The 13,033-nt window shown below is 39.8% G+C and carries 12 protein-coding genes; all 12 read right to left on the bottom strand.

Annotated elements, in window-relative coordinates:
• Positions 1-4: 4 nt before the first annotated feature.
• The 12 genes from pknB to PLH43_RS02635 all read right to left on the bottom strand — a co-directional run bounded on the left by pknB (position 5) and on the right by PLH43_RS02635 (position 13,013).
• Positions 5-2,098: a Stk1 family PASTA domain-containing Ser/Thr kinase gene (pknB, locus tag PLH43_RS02580; RefSeq protein ID WP_324359771.1), complete on the bottom strand. Its 2,094-nt coding sequence runs from the start codon at positions 2,096-2,098 to the stop codon at positions 5-7.
• 67 nt (positions 2,099-2,165) lie between these two features.
• Entirely contained in the window at positions 2,166-2,903 is a 738-nt protein-coding gene (locus PLH43_RS02585; protein ID WP_324359773.1) for a Stp1/IreP family PP2C-type Ser/Thr phosphatase, read from the bottom strand.
• 63 nt (positions 2,904-2,966) lie between these two features.
• Positions 2,967-4,016, bottom strand: coding sequence for a 23S rRNA (adenine(2503)-C(2))-methyltransferase RlmN (rlmN, locus tag PLH43_RS02590; RefSeq protein ID WP_324359775.1), 1,050 nt, complete (start codon positions 4,014-4,016; stop codon positions 2,967-2,969).
• Position 4,017: 1 nt separating this feature from the next.
• Entirely contained in the window at positions 4,018-5,379 is a 1,362-nt protein-coding gene (rsmB, locus tag PLH43_RS02595; protein WP_324359777.1) for a 16S rRNA (cytosine(967)-C(5))-methyltransferase RsmB, read from the bottom strand.
• 5 nt (positions 5,380-5,384) lie between these two features.
• Positions 5,385-6,068 carry a zinc metallopeptidase gene (locus tag PLH43_RS02600; protein WP_324359778.1) on the bottom strand — a complete coding sequence of 228 codons (684 nt, stop codon included), beginning with the start codon at positions 6,066-6,068 and terminating at the stop codon, positions 5,385-5,387.
• Between the two features lie 17 nt (positions 6,069-6,085).
• Positions 6,086-6,844: a DUF116 domain-containing protein gene (locus PLH43_RS02605; RefSeq protein ID WP_324359780.1), complete on the bottom strand. Its 759-nt coding sequence runs from the start codon at positions 6,842-6,844 to the stop codon at positions 6,086-6,088.
• The gene (gene fmt / locus PLH43_RS02610; RefSeq protein ID WP_324359782.1) at positions 6,825-7,760 is read right to left on the bottom strand and encodes a methionyl-tRNA formyltransferase; all 936 of its coding nucleotides are present in this window, start codon (positions 7,758-7,760) and stop codon (positions 6,825-6,827) included. Before fmt ends, PLH43_RS02605 begins: the two co-directional genes overlap by 20 nt.
• A 46-nt stretch (positions 7,761-7,806) precedes the next feature.
• Positions 7,807-8,304 (bottom strand): peptide deformylase, encoded by a 498-nt coding sequence (gene def, locus PLH43_RS02615; RefSeq protein WP_324359784.1) that lies wholly within the window; start codon positions 8,302-8,304, stop codon positions 7,807-7,809.
• A gap of 45 nt (positions 8,305-8,349) precedes the next feature.
• The gene (gene priA / locus PLH43_RS02620) at positions 8,350-10,797 is read right to left on the bottom strand and encodes a primosomal protein N' (RefSeq protein ID WP_324359786.1); all 2,448 of its coding nucleotides are present in this window, start codon (positions 10,795-10,797) and stop codon (positions 8,350-8,352) included.
• A gap of 221 nt (positions 10,798-11,018) precedes the next feature.
• A complete protein-coding gene (locus PLH43_RS02625; RefSeq protein ID WP_324359788.1) occupies positions 11,019-11,438 on the bottom strand; it encodes a hypothetical protein in 420 nt (139 codons plus the stop codon).
• 76 nt (positions 11,439-11,514) lie between these two features.
• On the bottom strand, positions 11,515-12,471 hold the full coding sequence (locus PLH43_RS02630; protein ID WP_324359790.1) for a polyprenyl synthetase family protein: 957 nt from the start codon (positions 12,469-12,471) through the stop codon (positions 11,515-11,517).
• Positions 12,472-12,500: 29 nt separating this feature from the next.
• Positions 12,501-13,013, bottom strand: a complete 513-nt coding sequence (locus PLH43_RS02635) for a Gx transporter family protein (RefSeq protein ID WP_324359792.1) — start codon at positions 13,011-13,013, stop codon at positions 12,501-12,503.
• Positions 13,014-13,033 lie beyond the last annotated feature (20 nt).

A 13,033-nucleotide genomic window follows, 5' to 3' on the forward strand; every position in this document is an offset into this window, starting at 1 on the left:
CTCCTTAATTCTCTTCCGCATATTCTGTCTGACCTTCTTCATCGGGATCTTCCGCATTTTCAGCATCATTGTTGTTATTAGAGTTATTAGAGTTATTAGAGTTATTAGTATTTTTGCCATTATTACTATTATTGCTTACATCAGTATTGCTTTCCGTACTGCGTCTGTTAAACTCTTCTGTAAACTCCATATAGCTTCTGTTATCAAGATAAACCCTTACCAAAGTACTTCCTCCATTAGGTACCGGTATGGAAATGGTTATAGGGAAGTCACTTTTTTTCCTTACTTCACTGTACAAGGTTTCAACTTTGTTGGTATCCGATCTTGTTATATTTACCAAAAGCTTTATATTTTCTCCGTAATTGTCGGGATTGTCAAGCTCAATAATACGAGCAACGTGCTTTTGGTCAGGATTATAATCCTCAAGATATATGTTTACAGGAGTCCCCTCTTCAACTTCGGTCCCGGCTTTAGGTTCCTGCCTGATTATTTTGTCTCTGGCATATGTCATGTCTTCCGGGAATATTTTACCCATGGTAAGATTTGCTCCCACCAAGAGATTTAAAGCCTCACTTTTTGTCTTACCCACCAGGTTCGGAACCAAACTGTATTTTATCTCCGGTCCTAAACTTCTATAAACTTTTACAATAGTACCGGGCTTTACTTCTTCGTTTATGTCCGGTTCTGTCCTTATTACGACACCCTTTGAAACAATATCATTATACTCATCCACTTTCTCAGGTTTAAGTCCTAGCTGTATAAGTTCTAATTCCGCCTGCCTGTATTCCATTCTTCTGAGATCCGGTATTTTTACAAGCAACGGACCGTTACTTACTTCAAATTCAATCTTCGCAAATCCTCCTGGCTTTATTTTTTCGCCGACAGCTTTATCTTGAGAAATTATTACATCTTTCGGTATTTCATCATGGTTCTTTCTTATTTCCACTGCTTCAATTTGGTACTGGGACAATTTTCCTTTTACTTCATAGAAATTCTGATTCCTGTAATCCTCAACAATAAAATCTTCCGGTTTGCTGAACATTGAATACACAACGGGTCCTAAGCCCTTTACCATCAAGGCTCCCAGAACCAGAATAACCAAAATTGATGTCACCACTGCCCACACAGTGGTTTTATTATCTTTTTTCTTCTTTGGCACGACTTCATCACCTGCTTTTTTAGATGTGTCCCTATCTAGAGCAAGTTCCTTTTTCTTAATTGACGGAATTCTCACCGTGGGACTGTCTTCTGTGCTTCTAGCCTTCATAAACTCGGCATCGGGCTCTCTTAAAACTCTGTGCAAATCCCTCAATAGCTCGGATGCAGATTGATACCTTAATGCCTGATCCTTCTGAATGGCCCGCATAACAATACTGTTAACGCCCAATGGTATATCCTCTCTAATACTTAGAGGCTCCATGGGCTCATCCTGAATATGTTTTATCGCAACAGCCACAGGGGACTCTCCGTCAAAGGGAAGCCTGCCTGTCAAAAGTTCGTACAGTACTATTCCCAAAGAGTAAATGTCTGATTTTTCATCGGTAAATCCTCCTCGCGCCTGCTCCGGTGAAAAATAATGTACAGAGCCTATTGTGTTCCCTGCCATGGTTATGGTGGATGAGCTGACAGCTCTTGCAATGCCGAAATCAGTAACCTTCAACATACCGTCCTTTGTAAGCAAAATATTGTGCGGCTTTATGTCTCTGTGAACAACATGATTTTTATGTGCATGTTCAATAGCCTGACATATCTGGATGGCAACATTTACTGCGTCTTTCCAGTAAAGAACTCCATTCTCATCAAGATATTCTTTCAATGTCTGCCCGTTTACATACTCCATAACAATATAATGGATGTCATTCTCATGCCCTACATCATATATGGAAACTATGTTCGGATGCGAAAGACTTGCAGCAGCCTGAGCCTCTATCTTAAATCTCTTGAGAAATTCCTCATCATTGATAAATTCCGGCTTTAAAATCTTAACTGCCACAAACCGGTTCAGCAACCTGCATTTTGCTTTATATACATAGGCCATTCCGCCCTCACCGATTTTCTCAATCAACTCATATCTATTCCCTAAAATTTGACCAACCATATTAAGCACCTCTGCATTTCATAGCATTATCAATTTACATCTAACTCCCTGTCTTGTTATTCTCCCCTTAGTTGTTTATTATTACAATAACCGTAATGTTGTCTTCTCCGCCTTTTTCGTTTGCCAATTGCACAAGCTCACTGCATGACGCTTCAGGGTCATCATTTTTTATAATTACGTCCAATATTTCATCTTCTTTCAGCATATTTGTAAGCCCGTCAGTGCATAAAACAAATATATCATTTTCCTTTATTTCAACGGTAAGTGTGTCAATAAGAATTTTTTCCTCACAGCCTAAAGCTCTGGTGATGACATTTCTCTGAGGATGGTTTTGCGCTTCTTCCCTTGTTAGCGAACCGTTTTTTATCAATTCCTCAATATATGAATGATCTGTCGTAACCTTTTCTATTTTGCCGTCCCGAATTAAATATACCCTGCTGTCTCCTACATGGCCTACATACATTTTGTCTTTCAGTATAGCGGCTGTAATAAAGGTGGTGCCCATTCCGAAGTTGAGTTGTGATTCTGCAGCTGTGTTGAATATCACCGTATTTGCTTCTTCCATAAGTTCTTTTATAGTGAAAAGTATGCTTTCTTCTTTGGAGAATAGTTCCCGATGCTCCAGTATGTACTTTTCCGCGAATTCAACAGCCATAGCGCTGGCCAACTCTCCTGAACTGTGTCCTCCCATTCCGTCAGCAACAACAAAGACATCCGGAACACCTTCATATCCTGTTATCAACTTGTAATTATCCTCATTGAGCTCCCTTACTATTCCCCTATCGCTTTTCGCTGCAAATCTCACTCTATCACTCCCCTGTTTAGCTTAAAATGTTGAACGTTCACAATGGCTTTAAGTGCCAGAACACTAATATACCGGCTGTCCTTCTTCCATCAAGCTTCTTCGAAGCTGTCCGCATGCCGCATTTATGTCACTACCAAGCTCGCGCCTCACAGTTGTTTCAACACCATACCTTTCAAGAATTCCCTTGAATGCCGCTATTTTCTCCTTCGAACTTCTATTAAATCCGGTATCCGATACGGTATTTACCGGTATCAGATTGACATGACACAACATACCCCGGATCCTTTCTGCAAGCTCCAACGCATTTTCCTTTGAATCGTTCACTCCGTCAATCATGGCATACTCAAAGGTAATTCTTCTATTAGTAGTCTCAGTATATATCTTACATGCTTCAATAATTTTGTCAATAGAATACCTTTTATTTACAGGCATAATTTTTTCCCTGATTGCGTCGTTTGGAGCATGAAGTGAAATAGACAAAGTAACAGGCATTTTTTCTTCTGCAAGTCTTAAAATTTCAGGAACAAGTCCACAGGTTGAAACCGAAATATGTCTTGCCCCCAAATTGACACCATCCTTGTGGTTTATGAGCCTTAAGAATTTCACCATGTTATCGTAATTGTCCAAAGGCTCTCCTATACCCATTATTACCACATTTCCAATTCTGTTGTTTGTATCATTCTGTATAGTCAAAATCTGGTCAAGCATCTCTCCCGGTGTGAGGTTTCTGACAAATCCGGCACCTGTAGAGGCACAAAATTTGCATCCCATTTTGCAGCCTACCTGGGAAGAAATACAGGCACTATGGCCATGCACATATTTCATAAGCACGCTTTCGATAATATTGCCGTCGTTTAATCTGAACAGATATTTGATTGTGCCGTCAATGCTAGAAACAAACTTTTTTATAATCTCAAAACTGTTTATATATGCCCTTTCCTTTAACTGGTCCCTCAAATCCTTTGAGAGATTTGTCATAGCATCAATGTCTTTAATTCCTTTATTGGTCCACTGAAAAATCTGCTTTGCCCGAAACTTTTGCTGACCCATTTGAACCATCATATTCTCAAGTTCCTCTATCGTCATGCTGAGAAGGTCTACCTTTGTGTCCATTTTACCTGCTCCTTTTTCTCATTCTTGCAATAAAAAATCCGTCAATGCCGTCTATATTAGGATATAGCTGAATGTATCCTTTGCTAGCGCTTTCTTTTCTTAAGCTTTCCGGAAGTAGGTCTGTTATATCCTCCAAATAAAAGTCTTTATTTCCACTCACAAACTTTTCCACCGCTTTTTCATTCTCTTCCGGTTCTATGGTACAGGTGCTGTACACAAGCACACCACCATCTTTTACATATTCTGACGCTGTAGAAAGTATTTTTTCCTGAAGGCTCACAATCTCAGCCTTGTCTTCCAGATTTCTCGACCATTTTATATCCGGTTTCCTTCTTATTATACCAAAACCGGTACACGGAGCATCCACTAAAACTCTATCAATTTTTCCCACTAAATTGCTATCCAAAACTGCAGCGTCAAAAACTTCTATTTTGATTATCTCAAGGCCCAATCTTTCTTTCGCCTGTTCTATCAGCTTGATTTTATGCTCATGAATGTCTCTGGATATCACAGTCCCCCGGTTTTTCATAATCTGAGCTATATGGGTGGACTTTCCCCCAGGCGCGCTGCAAACATCAAGTACAGTCTCTCCCGGTTTTGGGTCCAAAACCTTTGCCACAAGCATGGAGCTTTCGTCCTGTACCTGAAAATATCCCTTTGCAAAGGCCCCCATCTTTTGAACCGCCGAAGGATTCTTTATTATCAATGCTTCATCCAGATACTTCCCGTTTTCAACCTCAAATCCGTCGCCCGTTAACATATCAATAAGTTCTTCTTTGGATATTTTTAAGTCATTTACTCTGACGGTAAACCGTGCAACATCATTATTGGCTTTTAAAAGCCCTTCGGTAAATTCCTCACCAAAGCGTAAAAGCCAATCCTTTACCATCCATAGAGGATGAGAATACTTTATTGAAAGATAGTGTGCCGTATCCTTGTTTTTATCGGGATACGGCAAATTCTCTTTGCTTCTTGCTATATTTCTTAGGACAGCATTAACATATTTGCTGCTGGCAGCATGGCCATACTTTGTTGCAAGCTTTACGCTTTCATTGCACGCAGCAGAAACAGGTATTCTGTCCATGTAAATTATCTGATAAATACCCATTCTTAAAATATTAAGAATCCATGGAGAAAGCTTCTTAATTTTAATTGACGAAAACTTCTCAATCAAATAATCAATAGTGTATTTCCACTTTAACGTTCCATATACAATATCAGTGATAAAGGCTCTGTCAACACTCTCAAATTCAAAGCCATTCAAATATTTATTCAGGGAAATGTTTGAATATGCTCCCTTTTCATTGATATCATACAATATTTTAAGTGCAGTTTCTCTTGGTTTGTCAACTTTTATTCTCATATCCGTCAATCTCTTCTTTTTGTAAGCATAATCAGACGCAGAAGGTTTCCGATTGCAACAGCGGCAGCAGCGACATAAGTCAAGGCAGCAGCCGACAAAACCTTCTTTGCCGGGTCAATTTCATCATAGTTTAATACGCCGGTATCTTCAATGGTGCGTATTGCTCTGCTGCTTGCATTAAATTCAACAGGCAGCGTAATTATATAGAATGCCACTGCAAGAGAGAAAAATATTATTCCCACATTAACCAAAAAAGGCAAGCCTAAAAACAACCCGGCTATCGCAAGCGGAAAGCCCAAAGATGAACCTATGTTTGCCACCGGGACTAAAGTATGTCTTAAAACCAATGGGCCGTATTGCACACTGTGCTGAATGGCATGCCCGGTTTCGTGAGCTGCAACTCCGATTGCGGCCACGGAATTACTGCCGTAAACCGATTGTGAAAGTCTTACCACCTTTGCTTTAGGGTCATAATGGTCTGTGAGTTCTCCTGCAATTCTTTCAACCCTGACATCGCTAAGTCCGTTCCTATCAAGAATCAACCTTGCAATATCCGCTCCCGTCATTCCGCTGGTATTCCTAACACGGCTGTATTTGCTAAATGTACTCTTTACCTTGAACTGTGCAAATATTGAAAGAAGAAGAGCGGGTAAAACAAAAATTATATAATATTGATCAATACCATACATGGCAAAGCCTCCTTTTTTTACTCTTTTATAATATTTTCAAGTTTATTCCTTAAAGCATCAACATCCACATTTGTATTATAACACGGACCGTTGGGTCTGTCATTTATTATTCCAATAACAGGTATACTCCCAACATCGGCAATCCCGCTGGTCAAATCCCTTTCACATGCCACAGAAACAATAATTTGGGGCCTTTTCTTTGAAACAATGTTTCTTGCGGCAGTTCCGCCGGTAACCACATAAGCCGCAACCTCTTTCTCGACCGATATATCGGCTATAAAACCAATGCAGCACTTTCCGCATCTTTTGCAGTTGCCTATGTCATTTGTTATTTTATACTGACACTCGGAATACTGCAAGCAATGGGGAAGAAGTATCATTATCTCATCAGGTCTGTACTTTTTGCCCATTGTATCTACCAGCAAATTGTTAAAATCAATGTAAAACTTTTTTATCGTATCTTTATTGCCCCTAAAAAGTCCTGTCAAAACAACAACCAGGGGAAAAAGCATTTTTAACCCGATTCGCGCAATATACAAAATTGGTTTTCCTGCTTTTTTTCGCCTGTAAACATACATAATAGCTATAGAAGATATAAAATAAAACAGTGTAATTACAATTGTCAACAGTATTAAAAACAATAATATAAAATTATATGTATTAATTGTGGAGTAACTGTACAACAAGCCGAAAGCAATCAATACCGAAACAAATAAAACCAGTACAGTACCCATCAAAGATGCAAACTTTCTATAGCTATTGTCCAAGTATTTCACCTTCGTCCATTTTATGTCCGCAGATATATTCCTCTATGGTCATTCTCCTTGATGATTCAAATTGAACTTCTTTTACCGCAATCATTCCGGTACCGCAAGCAACAACAAGACCTTCTTTTCCTACTTTGCAGATTGTACCCGGTGCAATATTTCGGTTCTCTTCATTTAAAACCGATGTCACCCATACTTTCATTTTTTGCCCCTTATAATATGTAAACGCCACCGGCCACGGATTGGTACCCCTAACAAGATTGTGGACAGCCCTTGCGGACTTTGACCAGTCAATACATCCCACAGATTTATCCATAATCGGCGCATATGTAGCCTGCTCATGAGGCTGGGGAATCCTTTGGAGAGTACCGTCCTCAATTTTTTTAACAGTATCCTTCAACACCTGTGCTCCAAGCCGGGCAAGCTTGTCATACAGCTCACCCGCCGTCATATCGTCGGTTATCTCTATTTCGGCTTTCAAAAGCATATCCCCTGTATCCATGCCTGCATCGGTGTACATTGTCGTAATTCCGGTTATCTTCTCTCCGTTTATAATAGCCCAATTCACCGGGGCTGCTCCCCTGTATTTCGGTAAAAGCGAACCATGGACATTTATGCACCCATAGGGAGGAATGTCCAGAACATCTTGGGGAAGAATTTTACCGTAAGCCGCAGTAACCAGCAAATCGGGTTTTAAATCCCGGATAGCGCTCACAAATTCGGGGGTTTTTACCTTTGAAGGCTGCAAAACCTCAATATTGTTATTTATTGCATACTCTTTTACAGGAGGCATAGCTGTCTTCTTTCCCCTGCCCTTGGGTTTGTCAGGCTGGGTGACAACTGCCGCCACTTCATATCCTTCCGTTACAAGCATCTCAAGGCTTGGAACGGCAAATTCCGGAGTACCCATGAAAACTATTCTCAAAGCTGTCACCTCTTTTTTCTAGAAATCCATTTTTATTCGTTATCCCTTATTTTTTATTTTTTCGTTTGCCCTCTCTCCTCTTTTCCATTTCATCGTCATCAATAAAACGTATAACCTTGTCTTTAAACAAAATACCGTCAAGATGGTCAATTTCATGACACAATGCAACAGCAAGAAGCTCCTTGCCCTCAACGGTTATTTTTTCGCCTTCGCGATTCAAAGCTTCCACCACTACCCTTGCCGGTCTTTTTACCTCTCCCGCAACTCCGGGTATGCTAAGACAACCCTCAATATCTATCTGCTCACCTTCCTGCAATACTATCTCAGGGTTTATTAATTCCATCAATCCGTCTCCCACGTCAATTACAACCACTCTCTTTAAAATACCCACCTGAGGTGCTGCAAGACCTACGCCGTTAGCAGCATACATCGTTTCCACCATATCATCCAACAAGGTTTTTATTTTTTCATCAATAACATCAACTTTTTTCGATACCTTTCTTAAGATTTCGTCTCCATCTTCTCTGATAAATCTTACAGCCATTTTCCTTCCCCCATGTATTTATTAGTCTACAAAAATATAAATGTATTATAACATATTAACCGGATTTATATCCACACTTAAGGCAACAGAATTTTTCGCGTTATTTGAATAATAACTGTCCGAAACTTTTGTCAATACATCTATAAGTTTATCTGATTCTTCACATTTTATTACTATTCTCCATCTATATTTATTTCTTACTTTAGACAATGGTGCCCTGAGCGGCCCTAAAATTTGTGTTTTTAAACCGTCATCTTTTAAGTGCTTATTAATCTCATTTTTGACAAAAACAGCCCTGCTTAATACCTGTTTATCATTTATTCCGCTCAATATCACCGATGCCAAGTTCGTAAAAGGAGGATACAAAAGCTTCTTTCTCACAAGGATTTCATTCTCGTAAAATGAAATATAGTCCTGCTCACAGGCGCAGATAATACTGTAGTTGTCCGTGTTGTATGTCTGGATTATCACCCTCCCGGGAATCGTTCCCCTTCCTGCTCTTCCGGCAACCTGTGTAATGAGCTGAAATGTCCTCTCCGCCGCCTTAAAGTCCCCTGTGTTTAGAATGCTGTCCGCCGCAAGCACCCCCACCAGTGTAACATTGGGAAAATCATGACCTTTGGCAATCATCTGAGTACCCACCATTACATTTATATTGTCATCCCTAAACTTTCTGAGTATCTCCTCGTGAGAGTTTTTACCGGTAGTTGTGTCCAAATCCATCCTTATTACCGTGCAGCCATCAAACTGCTTTTTTACCTCTTCTTCAATCCTCTGGGTCCCCGTGCCAAAGTTCCTGATATGATTGCTTTTGCATTTAGGACAACGCTCAGGATTTTTCACAGTAAACCCGCAGTAGTGGCAAATGATCCGCTCCTCATGGGAATGGTATGTCAGCGAAACATCGCAATAAGGACATTTTAAAACATAGCCACAGTTCCTGCAAAGTATAAATGTGGCATAACCCCTTCTGTTCAAAAAAACAATGGTCTGCTGCCCGTTGGCAATGTTTTTTCCGATTTCATCTTGAAGGCACCGGCTAAACACAGACCTGTTGCCGGCATTTAGTTCATCCCTCATATCAATAATTCTAACTTCCGGAAGGAGCATATTGTTGGCCCTTTTGGTCATCTCCAAAAGCTCAATTTCCCCTGTCTTTGCCCTGTAATAAGTCTCCACCGAAGGTGTTGCCGAACCGTACAGCAATACCGCATTTTCAATAATACATCTCTGTCTTGCAATTTCAGCAGCATGGTATTTGGGCACAATTTCCGATTTGTAGGAGCTTTCATGCTCCTCATCTATAATCACCAGGCCAAGATTGTCAAAAGGGGCAAATACAGCCGACCTTGCTCCCACCACAACCTTGGTCTTGCCGTCTCTTACAAGCCTCCACTGGTCATATCTTTCACCCAAGGACAAGCGGCTGTGCATTACCGCCACATCTTCGCCAAATCTTCCTTTAAACCTGTTTACCATCTGAGGAGTCAGTGATATTTCGGGAACCAATACAATAGCCTGCTTTCCCATATTGATGCAGTGTCCTATCAATTGAAGGTAAACCTCGGTTTTTCCGCTCCCCGTAATTCCATGCAGCAAAACTTCTTTAAACTCTCGTAAATCCAGCATGTTTTTTACTCTGTCTATTACAACCCGTTGCTCATCCGTAGGCTTCATCGGAAGGGTTTTTTCATAGGTCATGTTGGCTACAGGGTCCCTTGTAACTTCAATATCTCCAAACTCCAAATACCCGTTCTTTTTCAAAGTATCCAAAACTTTGGCTGACGCACCCACAAAGCGCACGATATCCCCCACCGGAATGTACTCATTTTCAACAAGCAATTCAAGTATTCTTATATGCTTAATGTTTTTAATCTTGTTGCTATCGATATCGTAAACCACTTCTTCCCAAGGCTTTGCAAGGTACACCACCCGGATGCGTTTTTCCCTCACTTTGGAGGTAAACTCTTCACACACCTCTATACATCCTTGTTCTCTAAGGCTGTTAATATATTTTGCAAAGGTTTTGGTATTAACCTCGTTTTTTAATTCTTCATACTCCATTTCACCGCCGTTATTAGCCAGAACATCAATTATCTTTTTAATGCTTTCTTTAAAGTTACCTTCACTATTCATAAGCTTGACAATTTTTGTACTGCTTACTCCTATTCCCGGCGGCAGCATACATTTTATGGTGTCGGAATAGGTGCAAATATACTGTTTTTTCATCCAGTAAGCCAGCTTTATCATATTTTCCTTCAAAACCGGTTTTTCGTCTACAACTCTGCTTATCTCCTTCAAAGAAGAAACGTCGGGGCTGTTTAGCACATCCAGGACATAGCCCTCCACCAGCCGGTTTGACTTTCCGAAAGGCACAATCACCCTCATGCCAGGTTTTATACTGCCAATATATTTATCAGGAATTATATAATGATAATCCTTGTCAAATTTTCTTGTTGTATTACTAATAGCAACTGAAGCAATATTGTTCATTCCAGCACCCTTTAATAAGTTTTTTTGGTCCATCATCCTATTATACATTGAACACCATTTGTAATCAAACAATACTATAAAGTATTATAACACATAATAATTTCATTTCACTTAAAGAAGCCAAACAAAAAGCCAAGGATACTTTTAATTATCCCCGGCCTATGTAATACAAACATTAAATTTGGCTTTATCCGCGCAAAACAAAATCCCTTTTCCTGCCTCTAATAACACTCCTTTATAAACTCCGGCATGGAATCGGGATCGCCTTCAACGGAAAGATAAAAATCAACATTAAATTTTTCTGAAAGCTCGTTGAAACCTTCGAACAAATCTTTCAATTCATTCGGCAACTTCCTGACAATACGTATCAGGTCATCGATGTATACACATTTTACATCAAAATTGCTCGAAATAATACCGCAGATAAAACCGAGAAATGTACAGGAACTGCTGATGTCGATCGGAAACTCGGATACGTTAATAAACCTAACTTTGTGATTCAGGTCGTACATTAACTGGCTGCTTCCGTCAATAAAAACTGCGTCGCCAAAAGCTGTTGACACGAAACTGTTTGCAGAGTCTACAAGGGCCCTTGTCTTTCCGACACCCTTTTTACCACAAACCACTTTAATCATCAGCATCTATCCTTCCTATATTTTTTTTACCTTCTAATTATACAATAATATAAATTCTATATGTTTTCAAGCCCATTTTACATCACAAATCCTTGATTATCCTTTCAAAAGCCTTTTTATATTCGTTATCCGGAAGATTCTGAAGTTCTTTTAACGCTCTTTCAATATATTTATTAAGAAGCACCCTTGATTCTTCAATCCCACCTGATTCTTTTATCAATTCCACCACATGGGCTGCTTCTTCCTCTTGGACATTTCCTCTTTTATCCAAAAAATTCCGAAGGGGTTCCCTTAATTTAGGATTTAACCTAAGACCCAATATTACAGGCAGGGTTATTACTCCTTCCAATATGTCGTTGCCCACTGGCTTACCTTCCTCATATCGGGATTTTGTGTAGTTGTTGATATCATCCTTTATTTGAAAGGCCATTCCATAGTAAAGTCCAAACTTGACAAGGCTTCTTGAAATCTTTTCTGGACATTTTGCAATATCAGCCCCCAGGGCACATGCCGAACCGAAAAGCACAGCCGTCTTTCTGCCTATTCTCTTCAAATAGGTAATTACTGACGTATCAATGGAATATTTGTGCTCAAACTGATCAACTTCACCTTCACATATTGCTTTTATACCTTTTGCAAGAATTGCAAGCCTTTTTTCTGGAACATTTCCGGCCAAAAGTAAAACAGCTTTTGTATATAAATAGTCTCCCACATATACAGCCATATCCACGCCAAATTCTTCAGATATAGTAACCTGTCCTCTTCTAATCTTCGTTCTGTCCACAACATCATCATGAATCAGCGTTGCGGTATGAAGGATTTCAATCGCGGCAGCTGCAGGAATAACCTTTTTACTATTATATTTTCCAAATTGGGAAGCAAGGATAACAAAGGCAGGTCTCAGTCTCTTTCCTCCCGATTGAACAATACTTCTTACAGCTTCATTTAAAAGCCGGTTTCTGGACCTTACGTTCTTTCGTATAAATTCCTCCAGTAAGACGAGTTCCTTTTCAATTTCAGGATAATGTGACGATGTCATTTTCTCATATCCCTTCTTCAAAGAAAATATTAATCAAATATCCTTGTTTTTCTCAACGCACCTTCCAAAAAACTGCTTACAAGTCCGACAAAAAAGCCCATTATACAGCCTGATATCAAAAGCACCGGCAAAACCACGGCAACCGCCAAATCCTTCATAAAAAAAGCTGCTACAAGTATCTGACCGATATTATGGGAAATTGCACCTGCAATGCTTATTCCCGTAATACTGAATTTATCACGTCCCGATTTATAGAGAAGCGACATCACAGCAGCGCTAAGAATTCCTCCCGTTACGCTGAACAGAAAGAGCATCCATCCCCCTCCGCCAAATATAGAGGAAAGAACACACCTCACAAATACCACAGCTAGAGCTTCCCTAAATCCAAAAAATATAATAGTTATAACAGTTATTATATTGGCAAGCCCAAGCTTTACTCCCGGTACAGGAGCAGGAACGGGTATCCAAGATTCAACTATTGATAAAATCAAAGCTTGAGAAACAAACAACCCAAGCAAAATAGTCTTTTTTACATTATTCACTTTTATTACCCCATAACCTT

The sequence above is a fragment of the Acetivibrio sp. genome, assembly GCF_035371925.1.
In the GTDB taxonomy this organism is placed as follows: domain Bacteria; phylum Bacillota; class Clostridia; order Acetivibrionales; family Acetivibrionaceae; genus Hungateiclostridium.